The 25,401-nt window shown below is 39.8% G+C and carries 22 protein-coding genes; 2 read left to right on the top strand and 20 right to left on the bottom strand.

The annotated features are described in order from the left end of the window. Positions 1-83: 83 nt before the first annotated feature. On the top strand, positions 84-521 hold the full coding sequence (locus DDE80_RS04265; RefSeq protein WP_108306449.1) for an IS5 family transposase: 438 nt from the start codon (positions 84-86) through the stop codon (positions 519-521). A gap of 21 nt (positions 522-542) precedes the next feature. Here the strand turns inward: DDE80_RS04265 and DDE80_RS04260 are convergent, their stop codons facing one another. Both DDE80_RS04260 and DDE80_RS04255 read right to left on the bottom strand, forming a co-directional pair. Further along, on the bottom strand, positions 543-1,631 hold the full coding sequence (locus DDE80_RS04260) for a M42 family metallopeptidase (RefSeq protein ID WP_108306448.1): 1,089 nt from the start codon (positions 1,629-1,631) through the stop codon (positions 543-545). A 63-nt stretch (positions 1,632-1,694) separates the two neighbouring features. Continuing rightward, positions 1,695-2,177 (bottom strand): dUTP diphosphatase, encoded by a 483-nt coding sequence (locus DDE80_RS04255; RefSeq protein WP_108306447.1) that lies wholly within the window; start codon positions 2,175-2,177, stop codon positions 1,695-1,697. Between the two features lie 82 nt (positions 2,178-2,259). Between DDE80_RS04255 and DDE80_RS04250 the strand changes: the two genes are divergently transcribed. Next, entirely contained in the window at positions 2,260-2,643 is a 384-nt protein-coding gene (locus DDE80_RS04250) for a sigma-w pathway protein ysdB (protein WP_108306446.1), read from the top strand. A gap of 41 nt (positions 2,644-2,684) precedes the next feature. Here the strand turns inward: DDE80_RS04250 and DDE80_RS04245 are convergent, their stop codons facing one another. The 18 genes from DDE80_RS04245 to DDE80_RS04160 form a co-directional block, all read right to left on the bottom strand. Beyond that, positions 2,685-3,701, bottom strand: a complete 1,017-nt coding sequence (locus DDE80_RS04245; protein ID WP_108306445.1) for a glyceraldehyde-3-phosphate dehydrogenase — start codon at positions 3,699-3,701, stop codon at positions 2,685-2,687. Between the two features lie 139 nt (positions 3,702-3,840). Beyond that, complete coding sequence (gene coaE, locus DDE80_RS04240) at positions 3,841-4,434, bottom strand: dephospho-CoA kinase (protein ID WP_108306444.1); 594 nt, start codon at positions 4,432-4,434, stop codon at positions 3,841-3,843. 17 nt (positions 4,435-4,451) lie between these two features. Next, a complete protein-coding gene (gene mutM / locus DDE80_RS04235; RefSeq protein ID WP_108306443.1) occupies positions 4,452-5,324 on the bottom strand; it encodes a bifunctional DNA-formamidopyrimidine glycosylase/DNA-(apurinic or apyrimidinic site) lyase in 873 nt (290 codons plus the stop codon). A gap of 12 nt (positions 5,325-5,336) precedes the next feature. Next, the gene (gene polA, locus DDE80_RS04230; RefSeq protein WP_108306442.1) at positions 5,337-7,958 is read right to left on the bottom strand and encodes a DNA polymerase I; all 2,622 of its coding nucleotides are present in this window, start codon (positions 7,956-7,958) and stop codon (positions 5,337-5,339) included. Between the two features lie 86 nt (positions 7,959-8,044). Continuing rightward, a complete protein-coding gene (gene hflC, locus DDE80_RS04225) occupies positions 8,045-9,037 on the bottom strand; it encodes a protease modulator HflC (RefSeq protein ID WP_108306441.1) in 993 nt (330 codons plus the stop codon). Next, entirely contained in the window at positions 9,021-9,977 is a 957-nt protein-coding gene (gene hflK, locus DDE80_RS04220) for an FtsH protease activity modulator HflK (RefSeq protein ID WP_108306440.1), read from the bottom strand. The genes hflC and hflK overlap by 17 nt, the downstream gene beginning before the upstream one ends. 247 nt (positions 9,978-10,224) lie before the next feature. After that, the gene (gene pnpS / locus DDE80_RS04215; protein ID WP_108306439.1) at positions 10,225-11,757 is read right to left on the bottom strand and encodes a two-component system histidine kinase PnpS; all 1,533 of its coding nucleotides are present in this window, start codon (positions 11,755-11,757) and stop codon (positions 10,225-10,227) included. Beyond that, positions 11,754-12,461 (bottom strand): response regulator transcription factor, encoded by a 708-nt coding sequence (locus DDE80_RS04210; RefSeq protein ID WP_108306438.1) that lies wholly within the window; start codon positions 12,459-12,461, stop codon positions 11,754-11,756. The genes pnpS and DDE80_RS04210 overlap by 4 nt, the downstream gene beginning before the upstream one ends. 222 nt (positions 12,462-12,683) lie before the next feature. Continuing rightward, positions 12,684-13,622: a malate dehydrogenase gene (gene mdh / locus DDE80_RS04205; protein WP_108306437.1), complete on the bottom strand. Its 939-nt coding sequence runs from the start codon at positions 13,620-13,622 to the stop codon at positions 12,684-12,686. A gap of 71 nt (positions 13,623-13,693) precedes the next feature. After that, complete coding sequence (gene icd / locus DDE80_RS04200; protein ID WP_108306436.1) at positions 13,694-14,956, bottom strand: NADP-dependent isocitrate dehydrogenase; 1,263 nt, start codon at positions 14,954-14,956, stop codon at positions 13,694-13,696. Between the two features lie 90 nt (positions 14,957-15,046). Further along, positions 15,047-16,162, bottom strand: a complete 1,116-nt coding sequence (gene citZ / locus DDE80_RS04195) for a citrate synthase (RefSeq protein ID WP_108306435.1) — start codon at positions 16,160-16,162, stop codon at positions 15,047-15,049. Positions 16,163-16,461: 299 nt separating this feature from the next. Further along, positions 16,462-16,851 (bottom strand): FxsA family protein, encoded by a 390-nt coding sequence (locus DDE80_RS04190; protein WP_108306434.1) that lies wholly within the window; start codon positions 16,849-16,851, stop codon positions 16,462-16,464. Between the two features lie 128 nt (positions 16,852-16,979). Then, positions 16,980-18,740 carry a pyruvate kinase gene (gene pyk / locus DDE80_RS04185; RefSeq protein ID WP_108306433.1) on the bottom strand — a complete coding sequence of 587 codons (1,761 nt, stop codon included), beginning with the start codon at positions 18,738-18,740 and terminating at the stop codon, positions 16,980-16,982. A gap of 19 nt (positions 18,741-18,759) precedes the next feature. Continuing rightward, the gene (gene pfkA / locus DDE80_RS04180) at positions 18,760-19,719 is read right to left on the bottom strand and encodes a 6-phosphofructokinase (RefSeq protein WP_108306432.1); all 960 of its coding nucleotides are present in this window, start codon (positions 19,717-19,719) and stop codon (positions 18,760-18,762) included. Positions 19,720-19,867: 148 nt separating this feature from the next. Further along, positions 19,868-20,824 (bottom strand): acetyl-CoA carboxylase carboxyltransferase subunit alpha, encoded by a 957-nt coding sequence (locus DDE80_RS04175; protein ID WP_108306431.1) that lies wholly within the window; start codon positions 20,822-20,824, stop codon positions 19,868-19,870. 1 nt (position 20,825) lies between these two features. Further along, the gene (accD, locus tag DDE80_RS04170) at positions 20,826-21,680 is read right to left on the bottom strand and encodes an acetyl-CoA carboxylase, carboxyltransferase subunit beta (protein WP_108306430.1); all 855 of its coding nucleotides are present in this window, start codon (positions 21,678-21,680) and stop codon (positions 20,826-20,828) included. Further along, on the bottom strand, positions 21,667-22,320 hold the full coding sequence (locus tag DDE80_RS04165) for a FadR/GntR family transcriptional regulator (protein WP_345788842.1): 654 nt from the start codon (positions 22,318-22,320) through the stop codon (positions 21,667-21,669). The genes accD and DDE80_RS04165 overlap by 14 nt, the downstream gene beginning before the upstream one ends. Before the next feature lie 130 nt (positions 22,321-22,450). Next, entirely contained in the window at positions 22,451-25,393 is a 2,943-nt protein-coding gene (locus tag DDE80_RS04160; RefSeq protein ID WP_108306428.1) for a DNA polymerase III subunit alpha, read from the bottom strand. Positions 25,394-25,401 lie beyond the last annotated feature (8 nt).

Raw genomic sequence — 25,401 nt, 5'->3', positions numbered from 1 at the left:
ATCGAACCTGATTTTGAAAACGTAAGCATCGATTCAACAAGCGTTCGCGCTCACCAACATAGTGCGGGGGCAAAAAAAACGCCATCGATACCGAAGTTGCCCAACACATCGGTGTAAGTCGTGGCGGAAAAACAACGAAAATCCATGCCATTGTGGATGCGTTAGGCAACCCATTGTTATTTCAACTAACAGCTGGAAACGTGCATGATAGTCAACCTGCTTGTGACATGTTCGACCAACTTCCAATCGCGGGCAGTAACGTATTAGGTGATAAAGCGTACGGTACAAAGGCGATTCGCGACAAACTGACAAGTAAAGGCGCACATTATACGATTCCACCACGTACGAACGCCAAAGAACCGTGGTCTGTCGATTGGTATCTCTACAAAGAGCGTCACGTAGTCGAATGCTTTTTCAATAAAATCAAACACTTTCGCCGAGTGGCAACCCGTTACGACAAATTAGCCACTTCTTTTTTGGCATTCGTTTATATCGCTGCGATTTTCAAATTGACGCAATAAGGTAGAGTTTTTAGACACGTCCTAGTTAAACGTAATCTCATTCACTTTATCACGATCTAAACGCTTAATTACTTCCACTACTAATTTTACGGCATTGTCATAATCATCGCGGTGTAAAATGCTTGCATGCGAATGAATATAGCGTGTTGCTACCGTAATAGCCATTGCAGGTACACCGTTTTGTGTAATATGAATAGAGCCCGCATCTGTACCGCCACCTGACATCGCATCATATTGGAATGGGATGTTAAGTTCTTCTGCTGTGTCTACCACAAAATCACGTAAACCTTTATGTGATACTAATGAAGCATCATACACAATGATTTGTGGTCCTTTACCAATTTCACTCGTTGAGTCTTTTGCAGATACACCTGGCGTATCACCTGCAACACCGACATCAACCGCAAAACCGATATCAGGATTGATTTTATGCGTTGCTGTTTTTGCTCCACGTAAGCCTACTTCTTCTTGCACATTACCTACACTATAAATAATATTTGGGTGTGATTCGTTTTCAAATGCGCGCATTACATCGATGGCAATCGCACAACCAATGCGGTTATCCCACGCTTTTGCTAATAAATATTTATCATTTTGCATAATATTAAATTCGAAGTACGGTGTAATCATATCGCCAGGTGCGATACCTGCTTGCTCTGCTTCTTCTTTAGAAGCTACACCTACGTCAATAAACATATCTTTAATATCTACGACTTTATTACGCTCTGCTGCTGGTAAAATATGCGGTGGCTTTGAACCGATTACACCGATAATTTCCTTACCTTTACGCGTTGTGATAGTAACACGTTGCGCTAGCATTACTTGGCTCCACCAACCACCAACTGTTTGGAATTTCACAAAGCCTTTGTCGTCAATGCGTGTTACCATAAAACCAACTTCATCAAGGTGGCCTGCTACCATAATTTTAGGCCCATTTTCGTCGCCTACTTTTTTCGCGATAAGGCTACCGAGACCGTCTGTTTCAATCTCGTCTGCTACTGGTGCTAAATACTTTTTCATTACTTCACGCGGTGCACGTTCATTACCTGCAATACCGTTTGCATCTGTTAACTCTTTAAACATTTGTAATGTTTCATCTAGTTTTGTCATGTTGTACCCTCCAAATTTAAACTACTTTCCTATTATATATCAAATAGCGTGAAAATTCACGATTTAGTAACCACTACGCTGTCTTGCGTAATTTTCTTCGTTTTTTTCGATATAAGCATCGATTATTTCTTGTGCGCTAAAGGTTAAATTATAAGCTAGTCTTGCGTAGTTTGACCAAATATTATGATAGCTCATTTCGTTAGGTTGTTGAATAAACTGCGTAATTGCGACTTGAGTATCAATAAAAATCTGCGTTAAATCAGCTTTATCTTCTACCATCTGCCACTCTTCAAATTGCAAATCACGCATTAGGCCGAGCGATAGCATAAAGTGAATCGAGTCCACAAACTCCTCTAAAATTACTTCACGTGCTGAAGGACCTTTAGTACTCCAAAATTTAAAACAGCGTGTTTCATTCGCAAGTTCGCCTAATTCAACGAGTAATGCTAAGCCTTTCTCATAAAAAACATCTTGCGTAATATTTTGTGTTTTTTCAATAAATGCATCCAGTGCTGCTTGCATCTCAAATAACTTTTGTAAATTCATTTAAACTCTCCTTATTTTGAAACCTTTTATGTTACTAATCGTAAATGAAAGAATAGCCTTTGTACAAGGGGGAATATCGACTATGGCTTTACTCATTCGTTTACTCATTATTGCCCTAATCATTTATATTTTTTATCGCGGTGTACGTTACCTACTAGACCCTAAACGAAAGCTTGATGAGGCGCAACAAAAGGGCCAATTTTACTTTTATGATGACGTAAAAAATGTGCGTAAAAACTTTCTCATTACGTATCATGGCGCACTTTTTGAAGGTGAAAAATATTTAGGTACTACCGATCAAGCTTTTGAAGTAGTGTCCATTTTAGTAAGTACACCTGATATTGCGCGACTTCAAGGATTTACGCGTGAAGATTTTCTTTACTTAACACAGGTCATTCACACAAATTATCCCCACGCAACGATTACATGGCAAAATCCCATCGAAGATTTAATGAATAAACGCTAATACACAAAAAGAGAAGCCTATAGTTGGCTTCTCTTTTTTACTTATGCATTTACTGCTTCAAGCTCTTTAGCTACGCGTGCTGTTAAATCAACAACGCGTGCTGAGTAACCCCACTCATTATCGTACCAAGCAAGTACTTTAACTTTACGGTCACCAATTACCATTGTTGTTAAGCCATCAACTGTTGATGAGAATGTTGTTGTGTTGAAGTCAGAAGAAACAAGTGGCTCCATTGTGAAGTTAAGGATGCCTTTCATTGGACCTTCAGCCGCTTTACGGAACGCGTCGTTTACTTCTTCAGCTGTAACATCTTTGTTTACATCTACTACTAAGTCTACTAAAGAAACATTTGGTGTTGGCACACGTAATGCCATACCGTGTAGTTTACCTTTAAGCTCTGGTAATACTAATGTTAATGCTTTAGCAGCACCTGTAGATGTTGGAATAATAGATGACGCACAGTTACGCGCACGACGTAAATCTTTATGTGGGTTATCTAAGTTATTTTGATCATTTGTGTACGCATGTACAGTCGTCATTAAACCGTTGTTAATACCAAATGTATCATTTAATACTTTAGCTACTGGAGCTAGGCAGTTTGTTGTGCAAGAAGCGTTAGAAATTACTTCGTGTTTAGAAAGGTCGAGTAACTCATCGTTAACGCCAAGTACTACTGTAATATCTTCGTTTGTACCTGGTGCTGTTAAAATTACTTTTTTCGCACCTGCTTCAATGTGTTTTGCCGCGCCAGAACGTTCGTTGAATTTACCAGTTGCTTCAATTACAACTTCAACGCCCATTGCTGCCCAAGGTAATTTTGCTGGGTCACGTTCGCTAATTAATTTAACTTCTTTACCGTTTACGATTAATGCATTGTCGCCCGCTTCAACTGTACCTTCGAATGGACCGTGATTTGTATCGTATTTGATTAAGTGTGCTAATGTTTCAGCTGGGTAGCTTGCGTTTACCGCAACAATATTTAAACCTTGTGTCATCGCTTGACGGAAAACCATACGCCCGATACGACCAAAACCATTAATAGCAATAGAAACTGTCATTGGAAAAATCCTCCTGTAAATGCAATTATAATTGTGTTTTCTTTATACGTTGATTAGTATAGCACATTTTAAAATTTGTGAAACCTATTAACGTAACAAAACAATAGTTATTTTTTTCAGATTACTTTTTCAGACATAATTAAATGATATGCCACTCCGTTAAAATACGCGCTAGCTGTACAGCCGCTTGTTCCTCACTGCCATTATTATAAATAACAGCATTTGCACCCGCTTCTTTAACAGACATCGGCAATTGCGAGCGAATACGCGCAAGTGCGTCCGCTTCACTTAATCCATTACGTGCCATTAAGCGCGCTAATTGGACATCCTCATTGACCGATACTACGATGATTTTTTCGACATAATGCTGTAGTTTACTCTCAAATAATAACGGGATATCCATTACGACATGCTGATGACCATTTGTGACATACTCATCACGTTGGCGTAGCATCTCTGTACGTATCGCTGGATGAATAATATCATTTAATACATTACGTTTAGCTGGCTCATGGAAAATCAATTGCCCTACATACTCCCGATTCATCGTACCATCTTCACATAATGCCGCCTCACCAAATGCCGCTACAATTTTAGCGAGTGTTGGTGAGCCTGGCTCTACTACATCACGTGCTACTTGATCAGCATCAACGATAGGTAGCTCATAACCACGCATCATTTTTGCTACTGTACTCTTACCACTGGCAATGCTGCCTGTTAATCCTATAATCATACTTCCGTTCCCCTTTGTTAATGTTGACATCTACCGCAATACGTAGAAGTACGACCTGCAATGGTCGCCTGCAACGTTGGCTCACCACAAAGTGGGCAAACCTTTTTGCCGTACATTTGTAAATAATCTTGCATACCGCCAGCCTCGCCGTTAATGTTCCGATAATCGGAAATCGAAGACCCTCCGCGCGCTATGCTTTGTTGTAACACATCGACAATCGCTGTGAACAACGCCTGTTTCTTCGCTTCACTTACTTCACTTGTCGTACGCGTAGGTCGAATACGTTCGCTAAATAAAGCTTCTGTCGCATAAATATTGCCGCAGCCTGAAATAACATGACCATCCATAATAACTTCTTTAATGGGCTTCTTGGCATATTTAGGCAACCGACTTTTAGCTAAAAAGAAAGAATATGCTTCATTATCAAATGGCTCTGGTGCCATTTTTAATAAAGGCGGATGATCACTAATTTCTCGTACAAGTCGACATTCGCCAAAACGTCGAATATCAGCATAAATTAGCATGGTCTCATCCGTAAATGTAATAGCAACATGCGCATGCTTACGAAATTTCGGCTCACGAATGTCGCTCATTGTACGGACCGTAAACCAAGCACCCGTCATACCTAAATGATTAATAACTACGTAAGGTTCGCCTTTCTTCATTAAATGAAGAAAAATATATTTTGCACGGCGCTCTACTCGTGTAATCGTCATACCGATTAATTGCTCAGCAAAGTAACTTGGCTGACTTCCTTTTATAATGCTTTGCTTTCCCGCTTCATGTGAGGTTTTTACTATTTCTGATACTGCGACACTTTGTATTGTTTTTCCTTCAATGATAGGGCGTAATTCTCTTACAACCCCTTCTACTTCAGGTAGTTCTGGCATGTCCGCACCTCCTTACTTGGCGTCGTACCATGTTTTACCGTAAGAATAATCTACTTTAAGTGGGACATTCAACTGTACGGTATTTTCCATTACTTCTGGCACAATCTTCGTTAAACGCTCAATCTCATCTTGCGGTGCTTCAAAAATAAGTTCGTCATGCACTTGAAGTAACAGACGTGTACGTAGCCCTTCTTGTTGTAAGCGAGCGTTCATATCAATCATCGCTTTTTTAATAATATCTGCCGCACTTCCTTGAATCGGTGTATTCATAGCAGTACGCTCCGCAAAGCTACGCACATTAAAATTGCTGCTTGCTAAGTCAGGCAAATAACGGCGACGATTTAACAACGTTGATACATAGCCATCTTTTTTAGCAATCGCTACACTGTCTTCCATATATTGCTTTACACCTGGGAAAACTTCGAAATATTTATCAATAAAATTTTTAGCTTCCTTACGCGGGATATCTAAGTTTTGTGATAAGCCATAATCGCTAATACCATACACAATACCAAAATTAACCGCTTTTGCTGCACGGCGCATATTGCCATCTACCGCATCACGCCCTACATGAAAAACATCCATCGCAGTACGCGTATGAATATCCATACCTTCTTTAAAGGCACTTACTAAATTTTCGTCACCTGACATATGCGCAAGCACGCGTAACTCAATTTGCGAGTAGTCGGCTGCAAATAATACCCAGTCCTTTTCAGAAGCAACGAAAGCCTGACGAATTTTGCGTCCTTCTTCTAAACGAATCGGAATGTTTTGAAGGTTAGGGTCTGTTGAACTTAAGCGACCAGTAGCTGTGAGCGCTTGTTGGAATCTCGTATGCACTTTATGATCTTCGCCAATTTCTTTTAATAACCCTTCGATATACGTGGACTGCAACTTGCCTAATTGGCGATATTGTAAAATATAATCAATAATTTCATGTTGCGGTCGTAATTTCTCTAATACATCTGCTGCAGTAGAGTATCCTGTTTTCGTTTTTTTAACGGGCGGTAATCCGAGCTTTTCGAATAAAATGACGCCGAGCTGTTTAGGAGAATTAATATTAAATTCACTACCTGCAAGTTGATAAATTTCTTGTTCTAATGCATGAAGCTTAGTCGTAAGTTGCTCTCCCATTTGTTCAAGCGTAGTAGCATTTACCATAATTCCTTCACTTTCCATCGCGCTTAAAATCGCTGCTAATGGTAACTCTAGCTCATTGTAAAGCGTAAACTGCTCCTTATCCTTTAATGCCGCTTCGACTTTAGGCTGTACACTATAAATAGCATGGGCAATACGCCCAACATGCTGTGCAAGTACTGACTGCTCAGGCACTTGCCATTTTGCCCCCTTACCATAAATAGCCTCTGTCGTTTGCACACCGTAATAACCGTAATCTTCAGCTAATGGTGCTACATCTACACCTGAACGCGCAGGGTCATCAATATAAGCGGCTAATAATAAATCAAATGCCACATGGTTAAGTGGTAAATCAAAGCGCAAGAGTGCTGCGCGGGCTGCTTTACTATCACTCACATACTTTACGCTATCACCGGCTAGCCAATCCGCTAATAATGTACTTTTTTGAGCTACCTCAAACGGAATATAGTAGCTATTTTCCCCATCACTCAAACCTAGCCCTAAAATGGCACAGTTATGATAGCGTTCATTTTCTAACTCTACATGAAGTGCCATTGGTGATGTGAGCATCTGCGTTGTAACTTCATCTACACATTGCACATCTAGCGCCTCAGCCTCTACTACTGTAGTCGTTGTATCACGCTTCGCTAACAATGTTTTAAATTGTAACTCATCATAAATGGCTGTTACTGCTTCGCTATCCTCGCCCTCGTAGGCTAAATCATCAAGAGTAATTGTAATCGGTGCTTCTACTAAAATAGTAGCTAGCTCTTTACTCATAAAGGCTTGTTCACGATTATCAATCAATTTCTCTTTCATTTTAGATGGCTTCATGTCATCTATATGTTCATAAAGGTTTTCGACAGAACCATACTCTTTCAATAATTTAATCGCTGTTTTTTCGCCAATGCCTGGCACACCAGGGATATTATCAGATTTATCACCCATCAATCCTTTCATATCAATAATCTGCAAAGGCGTTAGCCCGTATTTTTCTTCAATGAAGGCAGGTGTATATGCATCAATATCTGTAATACCTTTCCGCGTAATTTGTACTGTAATATGCTCGCTCGCAAGCTGCGTTAAATCCTTATCGCCTGAAATAATAATGACTTCATCACCATGCGCCTCTGCTTGGCGCGCAAGTGTACCAATAATATCATCAGCTTCATAATTAGGAAGCTCATACTGTGCAATTTGGTAAGCGTCAATTAGTTTTCGAATGTATGGAAATTGTTCACTGAGCTCAGAAGGTGTTTTATCTCGACCACCTTTATACGCTTCATACGCCTCGTGTCGAAACGTTGTTTTACCCGCATCAAAAGCGACTAGCATTTTTGTCGGTTTAATATCAGTAACGATGCGTTCTAACATCATCGTAAAGCCGTAAGTTGCATTGGTAAAAACGCCTTGATCATTCGTTAACTGTGGAAGTGCAAAAAATGCACGATAAGCTAAGCTGTTTCCATCAATTAATACGATTTTTTCTTTTGTCATGTAAGGGCCACGTCCTTTTATATAGTAAAAAGTCTCTTTTCTATTTTACCATGTCCACATGGCGAAAAGAAAAGAGACTGCGTTTGTTATTTTATTTGACCTGTCAACATTTTAGCATACGGTGAATCGGCCGGTAAAATAATCATCGTATCTTCACCTACTGTTTTCTTATACGATTCAAGCGTACGATATAAAGAATAAAACGCGGGATCTTTAGAAAAAGCTTCATTGTAAATTTTAGCTGCTTCTTCTTCCCCTTGCGCAATAATAAGCGCCGCTTCTTTATTTGCCTTCGCTAATAGCTCTTGTACTTCACGATCTGTTTGCGCTTCAATTCGACGCTTCGCTGCGTCACCTTCTGATAAATAACGCTGTGCCGTCGATTGTCGCTCTGAAATCATACGCGTATAGATGGATTGTTCATTTTCTTTCGGTAAATCTGTGCGACGAATACGTACGTCTACAACTTCAATACCATAGTTATCTTGCGCTAGTAATTCATTGACCTTTTTAGTAACACGGTCATTAATGCCCCCGCGTGACGACTCATCATCACTAATAATTTCACCGTAATCAAGCTGCCCTACGTCGTTACGCACCACAGAATAAATAAACTCCTCCATGCGACGCTCCACATTAGCAATTGTCCCCGCGTTTGTAATAAGCGCTTTTGGATCTGTAATACGCCAAACCGCATAATTATCAATAATAATACGCTTTTTATCTTTAGTATTCATTTCTTCCTCTAAGCTATCATACATTTGCTGATTGCTAGGAAGCGTTGTAATACTTTGAATAAACGGTATTTTAAAATAGAGCCCTGGCTTATTTTCATACTTTACGACTTCACCAAATTGCCGTACAATTTTATATTCATTTTCTTTTACGATATAAATATTAGTAAAAGCAATAACAATACTTGCAAATAAGGCGGTTAGCACTAAAGTGAGAGGTACCCACTGCTTCACTGTAAAAGGCGCTTTTGGTGGAATGGGAACCGTCGTTGAGGGTGCGTCTTTTTTCGGTTGGCCTTTTAAAAAATCCAACACTTTTTTTACATCATCATTTTTTTTCGTCATTTTTCTCACCCTCCTGTTGCATCATTTGAAGAGGAAGATACTTCATCGTATTGCCGTCATCATTCATAATATAAATTTTAGCTTTAGGCAATACACTTTCTAATGTTTCAATAATTAAACGCTCACGTGTAATTTGTTGATTACCTCTATACTGCGCATATAGTTTATTAAATACGGCCACGTCACCTTCTGCTTGCTCGATACGTGCCGTTTTAGCGCCTTCTGCTTTAGAAATAATTGCATCTTTTTCACCTTCTGCTTCACTTGAACGTTGGTTTTTATACTTGTTCGCTTCGTTTGTTTTTGTAGATTTTGTTTCACGCGCATCCGTCACTGCTGTAAAAGCGGCCCGTACTTCTTCATTCGGTAATTCAATCTCTTGCAGCTTGACGCCTAAAATACCAATACCGATATTGTAGCGATCCATTAATTTTACAAGTAAATCACGTGTATCCGCTTCGATATCAGCCTTGCCTTCAGTAAGCGCAGCATCAATTGTTGAACTTCCTATAATTGAACGGATGGCACTTGAAGTAGCACTATGCAAAATTTCTTTTGGATTTTCCGAATCAAATAAATATTTTACAGGGTCTGTAATTTTCCATTGTACGACTAAATTTGTAAGTACGATATATTCATCCCCGGTAATCATTTTTGTTTCTAATGCGGTAGGTGCTTTTTCTAATTTCTTTAAATCACTTTCTTTATAGCCAAAGTTTAAACTAAATGTTTCTTTAGATAATACTTCAACTTGTTGAATTGGCCACGGCATTTTAAAATGTAGCCCTGATTCTGTCACTGTAGCTGTCGCCTTACCGAATGTAATGACTACTGCTTGTTCTGACTCGTCTACAGTGTACCAGGAAGTAATTACTGTTAGTAAACCTAGTACGGCAACCATAGTTAGTACCACTAACATTAATCCACGTTTAACACTCATCTTACCCCTCCTACTAAAATCTTTTACATTTATCTTGTTTACGCTTTATCTCACTAAAAAGTTTCAAAAAAAAGACCTTTACCTATGGCTACTACCATAAGTAAAGGCTAGAAAAGAAATTAAGACAAAGTGGTGAGCTCACATGAACTCAAAGCAGTTTGCGTCTGCTTAACAAGTAGGGGGTTTCTACAATTACTACTATAGCTCCTATTTGTTAAACTAACGCCCTTACTTTGTAAATGTTTTGTTAAGTTGCTTTAGGAATATAGACAATCATCTTCGTCCCTTGCCCTACTTCACTTTTTACCGCTATTTTCCCATGATGCGCTTCAACAAAATGTTTAACAATCGCAAGCCCTAAACCTGTACCACCCGAGTTACGACTGCGCGCTCTATCTACACGGTAAAAGCGTTCAAATAAACGCGGGATTTCTTTTTCTTCAATACCAATGCCCTCATCCTCTATCTCAAGTATGCCATATGTTTCATTTTCAGATAAACGAATCGTTACGGTCGTATCTTCTGGTGAATAGTTAATGGCATTCGTAATTAAATTCGTAACGACTTGCATTAAACGATTGGCATCGCCATTCACGATAATATCATGGTCAATATCAACGTGAAATGCCATGTTTTTATCTTCTAAACGTTGCGCTGTAAGCTCTGCCCCTCGCATAACAATTTCGCGCATACTTGTCGGCATTAACGTGATCGTATAGCTTTGTTGTTCAATTTTAGAAAGCTCTAATAAGTCTTGTACTAACATTTGTAGTCGGTTACTTTCTTTATGAATAATTTCTAAAAAGGCTAGCGACATCGCCTCATCTTTATAAGCGCCATCTAGCAATGTTTCTGAAAAGCCTTTAATCGACGTAATCGGTGTGCGCAACTCATGCGAAACATTTGCTACAAAATCTTTACGTACTTGTTCTAAACGAATTAAATCGGTAATATCATGCAGTACAATGACAACGCCTAACCAACGCCCATGGTCACCAATGACAGGAGCCCCATATGCTTCATGATGGCGTGTTTCCGTACCAAACGTCACTTGAATTTGCTTACGATAAGGCATTTCTGTTAAAAATACGTGATCGATAAAATCCGTTACCGTTTGTGGTAAACCTACAGTGCGAAATACACGGTCCTGTACATCTTCTATCGCCAAAGAAAAGCGCGCTAAAAAAACACCATTGACAATTGTAATATTACCTTCTCTGTCAATCATCATTAAAGAGCTGCCCATATTTTCAATTAATGTTTTTAATCGCTCTTCTTCTACTTTGCGTGTAGTCGTTAGTTCCTGTAAATTGCGCGCAAGCATATTAAGATTATTGCTTAGCGGTAAATTAGCATCGTACTTATCTTCATAAGTACGTGCTCTATAATTTCCTTTAGCTAATTGTTGCGCCATAGCTATCGCTGCATCTATAGGCTCTGTATATTTTGTAATTACTTTACGTGCAATAAATATAATAAAAATAAAGCCCGCAGCTAAAATAATAAAAACGGCTACGATATGTTGCTTCGCTACTTTTTCAATACGGCTCGCTTCATCTTCCGGATTAACAGTAATTGCTAATTGAGCTCGCTGCGTTGCAGTTAAGTCCCAGTCCGTTGTAATACGCTCTACTTCTTTAACGTGGTAGCGGTTATTTTCCTCGTTAAATTGTTTCATATAAACAGGAAAAAGCTGTCCGATTATTAAACCGAGGACAGCTAACATAATGCCAATAAACAGCATTAACGTGGCATAAATATGATTACCCGTAGACTTCATAGGCTACGCGGCTCCTCAAACTTGTAACCTAAGCCACGAATCGTTTTAATAAACATTGGTTTACGGCTATTTTCTTCAATTTTATCGCGCAAATGACTAATATGCACATCTACAATGCGTGTATCGCCTGCAAAATCATAGTTCCATACAGCGCTTAGTAATTGATCTCGTGTTAAGACACGATTTTTGTTTTCTAATAAATAAAGAAGTAACTCAAACTCTTTCGGTGTAAACTCCAATGCATTATCACCCATAAAAACTTCAAAGCGCTCTGGATACACTTTGAGCTCGCCAAACTCATATACACGTTCTTTAGGCTCACTAGGCTCTATAATAGTAGGTGCAAAACGACGCAAGACAGCCTTTACACGCGCGATTACTTCCCGTGGACTAAAAGGCTTTGTCATATAATCATCTGCGCCTAATTCTAGGCCTAGCACTTTATCAAACTCATCGTCTCTAGCCGTCAACATAATAATTGGTGTATTCATTTTTTGCTGGCGTAATAGTTTACACATTTCCATACCGTCTAACTTAGGTAACATTAAGTCGAGCAATATTAAATCAGGCTCAATCGCTAACGCTTTATCAAAACCTGCTTGTCCGTCATTTGCGGTTTCGACAGCAAAACCTGCCTGTTCTAAATTGTACTTCAATAAAGTTGCAATGGATAACTCATCTTCAACTACTAAAATTTTCTTCATTTCGTATTGCCTCCGTTCTCTATTTGAAACCCCCATTTCAAATAAGCGACACAATCTTTACAATAAGAATAACAATGTTTTACCTAAAGTACAAATAAGTTTAAATAAAGTGAATAGTAATACTTCATTTGCTACATTTATTATTTTCCAATAAAAAAACTACGTGCTAATTGTTAAAATTACGACAAATTAGCGCGTAGTGCAATTTCTATATTTTATAAATTAAACTAAAATATCTTTTACAGCACGTACAGCTTCTGCTGAAGCATCCAGTGCCGCTTTTTCTTCATCTGTTAATGCTAATTCAAAAATTTTCTCTATACCGTTTGCCCCTAGTAGCGTAGGTACACCTAAGTATAAATCTTCGTAGCCATATTCCCCTTCTAAATAAGCAATGGAAGGTAAAATGCGTTTTTGGTCTTTCAAAATAGCTTCTGCCATTTCTACCATAGCAGCAGCTGGTGCATAGTACGCTGAGCCATTGCCAAGTAAGTTAACAATTTCTGCACCGCCCTTGCGTGTGCGGTCAACAATTTCTTCTAAGCGCTCCGGTGAAATTAAAGAAGTTAGCGGAATACCGCCCGCAAATGAATAGCGTGTTAATGGCACCATAGTGTCGCCATGGCCTCCTAATACAAAGCCCGTAATATCTTTTACAGAAACATTTAATTCTTCAGCGATAAACGCACGGAAACGAGCTGTATCAAGCACACCAGATTGACCAATTACACGATTTTTAGGGAAGCCTGTTTCTTTATATACAGTATATGTCATGGCATCTACAGGATTTGTTAAAACAATTACTGTAGCATTTGGTGAATATTTCGCGATTTCATGTGAGACACTTTTCATAACTTTTTGATTAATTTGTACAAGATCATCGCGTGTCATACCTGGTTTACGCGCTACACCTGCTGTGATTAATACAACATCTGAATCTTTAGTTTGTGCATAATCAGCAGTACCTGTTACATAAGAATCAAACCCTTGTACTGGAGCAGCTTGCCACATATCTAGAGCTTTACCTTTTGTTGGGTTTTCCGCATCAGGAATATCAACGATTACAACATCGCCTAACTCTTTTTGTGCTGCCAAAAACGCCGCTGTTGCACCTGTGTAACCACTACCAATAACTGAGATTTTTTTACGTTGTAAAGTCATTATCGTCATCTCCATTTCGTATTATGTAAAAAAAGGGAGGAGAATAAAATTCTCTCTCCCTTTTTTAAAAATTAAAGGTTTGTAATTAATTCGTTAGCGAACTCAGAACATTTAACTTCTTTAGCGCCGTCCATTAAACGAGCGAAGTCATATGTTACAACTTTAGAAGAGATTGTTTTCTCAACTGAAGCTGTTACTAAGTCAGCTGCTTCTTGCCATCCTAAGTGCTCAAGCATTAATACGCCTGAAAGTAATACTGAAGATGGGTTTACTTTATCAAGACCTGCGTATTTTGGAGCTGTACCGTGAGTAGCTTCAAAGATCGCATGACCAGTTACGTAGTTGATGTTAGCACCTGGAGCGATACCAATACCACCAACTTGTGCAGCTAGTGCGTCAGAAATATAGTCACCGTTTAAGTTCATTGTAGCAACTACGTCGAACTCTTTAGGGCGAGTTAAGATTTGTTGTAAGAAAATATCAGCGATAGAATCTTTTACGATGATTTTGCCAGCTGCTTCAGCTTCTGCTTGTGCTTTGTTAGCTGCATCCGCACCTTCAGCGTCTTTAATTTTATCGTATTGTGCCCAAGTGAATACTTTGTCTGCATATTCACGTTCAGCTAAATCATAACCCCATTGTTTAAATCCACCCTCAGTGAATTTCATGATGTTACCTTTATGCACTAATGTTACAGAAGGTTTGTTATGTTTAATTGCATAGTCAATTGCAGAACGTACTAAACGTTCAGTACCTTCTTTAGATACTGGCTTAATACCGATACCTGAAGTTTCTGGGAAACGGATGTTTTTAACGCCCATTTCTTCTTGTAAGAAGTCGATTACTTTTTTCACTTCTGGAGAACCTTCAGCGTACTCGATACCAGCGTAGATATCTTCAGTGTTTTCGCGGAAGATAACCATTTCAACGTCTTCTGGACGTTTAACTGGTGATGGAACACCGTCGAAGTGACGTACTGGACGTAGGCATACGTATAAGTCTAATTGTTGGCGTAATGCTACGTTTAGGGAACGAATACCGCCACCGATTGGTGTAGTAAGAGGACCTTTAATTGCAATTAAGTACTCATTGATTTTGTCTAGTGTATCTTGTGGTAACCACTCACCAGTTTTGTCGAATGCTTTTTGACCAGCTAAAACTTCTAACCACTCGATTTTTTTCTCGCCGTTATAAGCTTTTTCTACTGCTGCGTCAATAACGCGTGAAGCTGCTGCCCAAATGTCTGGACCAATACCGTCACCCTCGATGAACGGAATTACTGGATTGTTAGGTACGTTAAGTACACCATTTTCAACTACAATTTTGTTTGTCATTGTGATTGTTTCCTCCTAAATATCATAATCATAGGACTGTGCTAACATTCCAACACAGCCCTACTTTATACTACTACCTTATGTTAAAAATTAGCGTTCGTCAATTGGAACGTACTTTTGCATGCCAGGACCTACGTATTCAGCACGTGGACGGATTAAGCGGTTGTTAGCATATTGCTCAAGGATATGCGCAACCCAGCCTGATGTGCGTGAAACAGCAAATACCGGTGTAAATAAGTCATGCTCAATACCTAATGAGTCATAAACTGATGCTGAGAAGAAGTCAACGTTAGCTGGTAATTTCTTTTGCTCAACAATCATGTCGTGGATTTTAACTGACATATCGTAAAGTTCTGGTTTACCTGTTAATTTCGTTAACTTTTCTGACATTTTACGTAAATGTGGTGCACGTGGATCACCTTTACGGTATACGCGGTGACCGAAGCCCATAATTTTTTCTTTGTTGTCTAATTTACCTTGGATGTAAGATTCAACATTATCAATTGAACCAATCTCCGATAGCATTTTCATAACTTGTTCGTTAGCGCCGCCATGTAATGGTCCTTTAAGAGCGCCAATTGCTGCTGTTACGCCTGAGTATACGTCAGATAATGTCGCTACACATACACGTGCTGTAAATGTTGATGCATTTAGCTCATGGTCAGCGTGTAATACTAACGCTTTATCGAATGCTTCGATTTCGATTTCTTTTGGCTCTTCGCCTTTTAGCATGTATAAGAAGTTAGCTGCATAGCCAAGCTCTGGTTTTGGCTCAACCGGCTCTAAACCTTTACGGATACGAGAGAAAGCTGTTACTACAGTTGCAATTTTAGCTTGTAGCTTAATTGCTTTTCGGTAGTTAGCTTCTGGGCTCATATCGTCTGCTTCAGCGTCAAATACACCTAATGCTGATACTGCTGTACGTAGTGCTGCCATTGGATGTACTGTATCTAATGGGAATGAACGGAACTGGTCAATAACGGCTTTGTCTACTGACATGTTGTCCGCTAATTGTTGCTTTAACTCAGCAAGCTCGTCCGCTTTTGGTAAACGTGTATGCCATAATAAGTAAATTACTTCTTCAAATGACGCGTTTTCTGCTAAATCGTCGATGTTATACCCTACGTAAGTAAGTGTATCATCGATGATTGAACTAATTTTAGATTCCGCTGCTACGATACCTTCTAAACCTTTAGTTGCTGTCATAAAAAATCGCTCCCTTTTACAATAAATTTAAGTTGTGCACGTAATTGTGCTGTATTCATCTGCTCATAAATGAATAGTTAAGTAAATCGCTTACATTGCTATTATAATAAATTTTGTCATCTTTGTGAATGAAAAGGGATTAAATAAAGAAAAATCCGTTTTTTCGTTCGGTTTTTTTACGTCAAGCAGATTTTTTCGCCCTAAGTAAGCGTAAATCCGCAAAAAATTCCTTTTAACTTTCACAAAAGTCAACAAATTTGCTCGTTTATTACGCAAATTCATCACTATTGAGCGATCATTCACTTTTGAATGATGATCATTTGTCGATTTTTAGTTTTGCGACGTAACCAAGCAAAGATGAGTGGTCGGCATAGTTTACGCGTTAATGGGAAGAGTAAAAGCAACCCTAGAACATCCGTTACAACGCCTGGTAAAATTAATAATATGCCGCCAAGCAATGACATCAAACCTTCGATTAAAGCAACACCGGGCATAATACCTCGTGCTATGTCCTGTTGAATTTTGGTTAGGGTTCTTATGCCTGCTGTACGAACAGCTAGCACACCTATTAAGCTTGTTACTACAATAATAGCTAGCGTCGGCAATATGCCAATCGCTTTACCAATCGCTAAATACAAAGAGATTTCGATAATACCATATGCGACAATCGCTAAAAATAAATTACGCATAACATGCTCCTCTCTGCTACTAATTATACGCTGATATTGTTGCTTTTCGTACTAAAACGCTCATAATACGCAAACATTCGAAAAAAAACTCGCTCACTACATCGGTAGTGTGGCGAGTTTTCATTTTGTTATAGTACACTTGCATGGCCCTTATAAATGACACCTGTTTCGGCATCCATTGTAATTTCTTGACCGTGACGCATTAACTCTGTAGCATCTTTTACCCCGACAATTACCGGGATACCTAAACTTAAACCAACTACTGCTGCATGGCTTGTTAAGCCACCCTCTTCCGTAATTAATCCCACACAATTCTCCAGCGCTGGCATCATGTCACGATCTGAACCTACCGTTACTAAAATAGCACCGTCTGTATCATACGCTAACGCCTCATCTGCATTTTTAGCAATAACTACTTTGCCAAATACAGAAGCTTTACCAATACCTTGACCACGTGCTACAAGGTCACCAATAATATGAACTTTCATCAAGTTAGTTGTGCCCGCTTCACCTACTGGTACGCCTGCTGTAATTACAACTGCATCTCCATGAGATACATAGTGATGTTTTAAACTTTCATCTACAGCTAACTCTAAAATTTCGTCAGTTGTAGATACACGTTGACAAACGATAGGATAAACACCACATACTAACGTTAATTTACGCGCTGAATCGACAGAACCTGTTACGGCTACAATCGGTACTCCTGGACGATACTTAGCAATCATACGTGCGGTATTACCACTTTCTGTTGGCGCTAATACTGCTTTAACGCCTAAATTAATTGACGTATACGCTACCGCTTGCGAAATCGCTTCGGTCATATTTGGCTCGCGCTCTCGGCTACGTGCAGAGACGATTGATTTATAATCTAAAGAGTTTTCGGTATATGAAGCAATTTTATTCATCGTCTGTACAGATTCGACAGGGTACATACCTGCTGCAGTCTCACCTGATAGCATAATTGCATCCGTTCCATCCATAATTGCATTAGCTACATCACTCGCTTCAGCACGCGTCGGGCGTGGGTTGCGTTGCATAGAATCTAACATTTGTGTAGCTGTGATGACTGGCTTACCTACTTGATTACATTTTAAAATCAATGATTTTTGAACAAGTGGTACTTCTTCAGCCGGAATTTCTACCCCTAAATCACCGCGCGCTACCATCACACCATCGGATACTTGGATAATGCTATCAATATTATCTACGCCTTCTTGGTTTTCGATTTTAGGGATGATTTGAATATTGCTACCGTTATTTTGTTCGAGTAGCTCACGAATTTCTAGCACGTCTTTAGCGCGTCGTACGAACGATGCCGCAATGAAATCTACCTCGTGCTCAATACCGAATAAAATATCTTCTGCATCCTTCTCAGTAATACCTGGCAATTGTACAGAAACACCTGGTACATTTACGCCTTTTTTATTTTTTAATACGCCTGCATTTTCAACAATCGTATGGATAAGCCCTTTTTCACTATCTTTCGCTAATACACGAAGCTCAATTAAACCGTCATCTAGCAAAATCATCGCATTCGTATCAACATCTTCAATTAATTTATCATACGTTACAGAAAAGACCGTTTCGTTACCCTCTACTTCTACCATAGAAATATCAATAACTTGCCCTGCTGTTAAATGTACTTCACCATTTTTCATATTGTGTGTACGGATTTCTGGACCTTTCGTATCAAGTAAAATCCCTACTTGCTTACCTAATTTGTCCGCTACTTCACGAATCGTATGAATACGTACCGCATGCTCTTCATGATTACCGTGTGAAAAATTTAAGCGTGCTACATTCATCCCTGCCTCAATTAACTTTTCTAACATTTCTGGCGATTCACTCGCTGGACCAATCGTACAAACAATTTTTGTTTTTCTCATAAAAGTTGCCCACCTCAAATTAAATTGATAAATCTGTTGCTAAAGTATAGAGTGTTAAATCTGTTTTATGTTCGTTTTTAAACGCTTCAGTCATATCGTAATCGACTAACTGGTGATTGCGAATGCCTACAGCACGACCTGATTTGCCTGCGAGTAATACATCTACCGCATACGAACCAAAACGCCCGGCTAACACACGGTCTTGCGCTGTTGGCGAACCACCACGTTGCATATGACCAAGTACAGATACACGCGTTGTAATGCCTGCATTTTCTTTTAACTGACGTGCAAGCTCAGTGCCTGACATTACGCCCTCCGCAACAATAATAATATTATGCTTTTTACCGCGCGCCTCACCTTGTTTAATGCGCGCAATGACATCTTCAATCATAAAGTCTACTTCTGGGATAATTACAGCACCTGCACCTGCTGCTACACTTGCGTATAATGCCAAATCACCAGCATCGCGCCCCATTACTTCTACAATAAATAAGTTCTCATGTGAAGTTGCGGTATCTCGAATTTTATCGACAGCCTCGATTACGGTATTCAGTGCTGTATCAAAGCCAATCGTATACTGCGTGCCTGGGATATCATTGTCAATTGTAGCTGGAATACCTACGCAAGGAAAACCTTTGCGTACAAGATCCATCGCTCCGCGGTACGAACCGTCACCACCAATAACAACCAAGCCATCAACGCCAGCTTCTTTCATTTTAGCGATACCTTGATCTTGCGCATAAGCCTCTTTAAATTGTGGACAACGCGCTGAATACAGTTTTGTACCACCACGTTGGATGATACCGCCCACATCCCCTACATCTAACAATGTCATATTGCCTTCCATAAAGCCTTCATAGCCGTAATAAATGCCCATAACTTCAATGCCTTCTACTTTTGCTTTACGAACGACGGCGCGAATAGCTGCGTTCATACCAGGTGCGTCACCGCCACTTGTCAAAATCGCAATTTTTTTCATGTTTTATCCTCCTGCTGTCTCTCTTTATTGTATTCACATTAACATGAAAAAACAAACTAGGAAAGTAGCGCAAGCTAGGAAACATATAACTTTTACAAAGGCAAGAAAAAGAATGCGCTTTCACACATTCTTTTCGCTACAGAGTGATTTAGTGTTCTTCGTACTCACCAATTTGTCTAAATTTATCATAACGATCCTCTACTAACTCATGAGGGGTAAGTGCCGTTAAGTCAGCTAACGCTGTCGTTAAACACTGTCGCATAGCTACTACTTGTGCGGCGATGTCCTTATGCGCCCCTCCCAATACTTCGGGTACAATACCGTCTATAATTTTCATATCCAATAAGTGCTTTGCTGTAATACGCATTGCGGACGCGGCTTCACTCGCCAAACTCGCATCTTTCCATAAAATTGATGCTGCACCTTCTGGCGAAATTACAGAGTAAGTTGCGTTTTCTAACATATAAATACGGTTTGCTACACCTAAAGCTAAAGCGCCACCGCTACCACCTTCGCCAATTACTACGCTAATTACAGGCACTTTAAGCCCTGCCATTTCCACTAAATTGCGCGCAATGGCTTCACTTTGCCCACGTTCTTCTGCCGCTTTGCCAGGATAAGCACCTTTTGTATCAATAAAACAGATGATTGGTCGCTTAAATTTTTCCGCTTGTTTCATAAGACGTAGCGCTTTACGATATCCTTCAGGATGTGGCATACCGAAATTACGTTTAATGTTTTCCTTTGTTGTTTTGCCACGTTGATGACCAATGACAGTAATGGGCTGACCATTAAAGCTAGCAATACCTCCGATAATAGCTGCATCATCACCATATAAACGATCGCCGTGCAGCTCTAAAAAATTATCAAATAGCCCTTCAATATAATGCAATGTTGTTGGGCGATTGGCATGACGTGCAATTTGTACACGGTCCCACGGCTGTAAATTATCATAAACTTCATGTTTAAGCTGTTGTAAACGTTCTTCTAATTGCGTAATTTCTGCCGACATATCAACATCAATTTCGACTGCCATCTTTTTTAACTCTGTAATCTTTTCGTCTAGCTGTACGATGGGTTCTTCAATTTTTAATAGTTTTGACACGTCATTCGCCTCCTACCGTATGTAATTTCACTAAAGTTGCGACATTGCTGCGTAAATCTTTTCGATCATAAATGGCATCAAGTTGACCGTGTGCTAGTAAAAACTCTGCTGTTTGAAAATCTGCTGGCAATTTTTCGCGGACTGTTTGCTCGATGACACGACGGCCTGCAAAGCCAATCAATGCTTGTGGTTCAGCTAAATTAATATCGCCGACAGATGCAAAGCTTGCCGAGACCCCACCTGTTGTTGGATGTGTCATAATAGCAATAAACAATAGACCAGCTTCACTATGGCGCTTCAATGCTACACTTGTTTTTGCCATTTGCATAAGTGATAATACACCTTCTTGCATACGTGCCCCACCGCTCGCTGTAAAAATAATAAAAGGCACTCCTAGCGCTGTCGCTTGTTCTACAGCACGCGCAATTTTTTCTCCTACTACAGACCCCATAGACCCCATGCGGAAATGAGCGTCCATAATAGCTACTACTACTTTATTTCCTTCAAGTTGTCCTACTCCTGTTAAAACCGCTTCAGTCAAATTTGTTTTTTGTTGATCTGCTTTTACTTTATCCACATACCCTGGAAAACCTAGTGGATTCGTTGTATGAAGATTTTCATCGAGTGCTGTAAAAGAACCTTCGTCTAAAAAATGGCTGACGCGTTCTTGCGCTGTCATTTTAAAATGGTAGTTACATTTCATACATACTTTCGCATTATGTTCTAGTTCTTTTGTTAAATAAATAGCACGACATGAAGGACATTTCGTCATAATACCTTCTGGGAAATCTTTTTTCTTTGTTGTTACTACACTTTGTCGCTTACGACTTAGCGTAAAAAAATTACGAATCGCCATGTTCCTTATCCCCTTTTTCTGTGTTGTGATGAACCCAAGCAAGGTGCGCTTGCAACGCCTCTTGCTCTAAACCTAGTTGTAATGCTTTAACGAGTGTTAAGACATATGGTTTTTCTTGCACGGTAATAAACCCGTACATCGGTTTACCGCTGTACGCCTCAAGTTGAAGCCATATACGTAGCGCTAGACGATTGTCACAAGCAATCATAATCTCGCGCAGGACGTCTTTACGCACCACGTTTTCTTTAACTTCTAAACGAATAAACAAACTTTCCCATACCGGTAGCTGGCGCATCTTTTCGTTTCGACAAATAACACGAATCGCTTCTTGTTCATGCAATAAGCGTGTCGCATGAACATCGGTAATCGATTTTTTATCATTCATAATAAATGTTGCGAGCACTTCTATCAGTTTATGTTGCGGTGACGTTGATAAAAACGTGCCGCCACCGTGCTTTGTTTCGATTAGTCCAAGTAACTCTAAACTACGTAGCGCTTCCCTAACAGCCGATCGTCCCACTTGCAAACGCTCAGATAATACACGTTCTGAAGGTAATTTATCGCCTTCTTTAATTTGTTCTTCTCGAATGAGCGTTCTTAGCTGCTGCACAATTTCAATGAAGCGTTTTTTGGGCTCCATATTCATCCCTCCAAAAGTGGTATGACCACTTTTAAAAGCATAACGAACTCCGATGTTTTTGTAAAGAAAAAACGTGAGAAAAAGCAACATTACGTCGTTTTTTCCCACGTTTACGCATAATTTCCGTGTCCTATAACACATTAAGCGATTTCGCTTGAATCTGAGTTTTACCATTCCACTGCTCTACAATACCATCAATTTGAATAAGTGTTTCTTCTATTAATAATGGAGCAACTTGACGATAAAGTGATGGAAAGATTGTCACAGATAAGGCATTAAATTCATCTTCTACTTCTATAAATGCCATTTGTTCTCCTTTTTTCGTGCGTAACACCTTTACTTGCTCGATAATACCTAACCATACTACACGCGCTCCTACTGCTTGCTTTACCTGTAAGGAAGTTAAGTGGTCCTTGCGATACGACGTCACGGGATGCTCACTAATATAAAAGCCTAACGCTTCTTTTTCCCCTGCTAGCTTGTCGCGTAGTGACAGCGGGTTTGCTTGCTCGTGCTTAGGTGTGCCAAAGACAACGGCTTGTGCTTCCTCAAGTGGTATGTCAGCTGTTTTTCGGTGCATCTTCACATGTGCTCTCGCAGCGGGTAAAGAGGCGATAAGCTGCGCACGGCACTCATTTAAACTATCTAAAGCGCCCGCTAATATAAGTTGATGAATCGCTTTTTCATTGAAATGTTCTGCGCTTAATTTCATCGCTAAATCAAAAATACTTGTAAAGGCACCGTATTGTTTACGTACACTTAATAATGTTTTAATAAATTGTTTCGGTACCCGTTTAATAGCACTCAACCCTACAATAATTTGCTCATTTGCTGTTGTATAATAACGTTCGCTCTTATTGCAATCAGGAGGCATAATTTTTATCTTACGTTGTTGAGCTTCACGTAAAATGGGCTGTGTTTTTTGTTGATCTCCCATGCTATTCGTTAATAAAGCGGCAAAAAATAATGCAGGAAAATTAGCTTTCATATAGGCAAGCTGATACGAAATTAAGCTGTAAGCTACCGCGTGGCTTTTTACAAACCCGTAATTCGCAAAACGGACAATCATATCAAAGATAGTAATAGCCGTAGTCTCGTCATAGCCTTTGCGTAATGCACCTTCAATAAAGTGGACACGCTCTTGCTGTAACTTTGCGCCGTCCTTTTTACTAATTGCCCGACGTAAAATATCCGCTTCTCCTAATGTCATGCCTGCAAATGTTGTAGCAATTTGTAAAATTTGCTCTTGGTAAACGATAACACCGTACGTTTCCTTTAAAATAGGAGCAAGATCAGGGTGAGGCATTTCTACCTCTTCCTGTCCTTTTTTTCGTTTCGCATATACTGGAATAAACGCCATAGGTCCCGGACGATAAAGCGCACTGACCGCTACGATATCTAAAAATCGTGTCGGCTCAATTACACGCAGTGCCTCTCGCATCCCTAAAGACTCTAATTGGAAAATACCTGTCGTATCACCGCTTTGCAATAAAGCAAACGTCGCTTCATCATCAAGCGGTAACTGTGTTAAGTCTAACCACTGTTTATACTGTTGGTAATATAACCAGCGGATTTGCGCTAAAATGGTTAAGTTTCGCAACCCTAAAAAGTCAATCTTCAGTAAGCCCACAGCTTCTACTTCTTGCATTGGCCATTGTGTCGCAAATAGTTGATCATTGCCTTGTTCGATTGGTACAAGCTCAACGAGAGGTTTAGGAGAGAGTACGATACCCGCAGCATGGATAGAGCGGTTACGTGGTAACCCTTCTAGCTCACAGGCTGTACGCCACCATAGCTGATGCTTTTCACTTTGCGCGACAAATTGCCGTAAATTTGGGCTAGCATCATACGCTTGTTGTAAAGTGCTTTCTCGCTGTGGTAACAAACTCGCAATTTGCTCGAGCACGGGCCCTTCAAACGACATAGCACGTGCTACTTCCCTCGCAGCAGCACGCATTGCTAACGTACCTGTCGTACTAATTTGTGCCACATGTGCCCGACCATATTTTTCAGCCACATATTGAATAACAGCTTGACGTCTAGAATCAACAAAATCAATATCAATATCAGGTAGCGTTTGACGTGCATAATTTAAAAAGCGCTCAAATAGTAGCCCGTACTGCAAAGGGTCTACTTGTGTAATAGCTAAAGCGTACGCAACTAATGAGCTCGCAGAAGACCCCCGTCCTGGCCCTGTTAAAATATTTTGTTCTCGAGCATAGCGCATGAAGTCAGCCACAATTAAAAAATAATCAGAAAAACCCATCTTACGTATCACGTCTAACTCATAAGCTAACCGCTCAGCATAAGATGGCGGCAAATTTGTCACCTGTAATCTTTTACATAACGACTGCTGTGCCATTTGTGCTAAGGCAACATTTGCGTCGTCGACATCACTATAGCGCGGCAAATAGTGTCCGGTTGGAATGCTTACTTGGCAACGCATTAACATGGCAGTCGTAGTCGCACACACTTGTTGATCAAAATCTTGCCACATTCCTTTTGTATATGCACAAAGTCGCTGCGCTTGCTCCACCGTTACGTCTTCACCAGCTAATTTACGTGCCACTGTATAACTATAAGCTTGTTGCGGATATAAATAGCGCACAGGATAATGTAAAATCACAGGAATACCTTGCGTATTAGGTATACTCGTATATAAGGTGTCTGGCGCTAACGCTGCTAATTGTTGTAAGTGATTTTCTGTACTATGGTGCGCTAATAAACAGCCGTGATGATAACTTTTTAACCATGTCCATTTTAAATACCCTTGTTGTGTTTCGACAGCACTCGTTATTTTCAATAAGTTCCTGTAGCCTTGTTCATTCATTGCATAAAAGATGAGCGGCGCTTCACTATCATCTGCAAATTGCACAACTACTTCAAGTCCAAATACAGCATGTACACCTGCTTGCTGACAAGCTTGTGCAAAAGGCAACAGCCCATGCAACGTAGTGTTTACGATTGCACAGGCTGTTGCTTGTTGTTGCTGTAAAAAAGGAGTAAGTGCGCTTAAACGGATCGTACTTTGCAACACGTCATCACTTGTGCGAATTTGTGAGTAAACGACCATTCACTGTC

This window comes from Metalysinibacillus jejuensis (assembly GCF_003057615.1).
GTDB lineage: Bacteria > Bacillota > Bacilli > Bacillales_A > Planococcaceae > Metalysinibacillus > Metalysinibacillus jejuensis.
The sequence above is the reverse complement of the archived record's forward strand: the minus strand, read 5'-3'. Positions and strand labels throughout refer to the sequence as shown.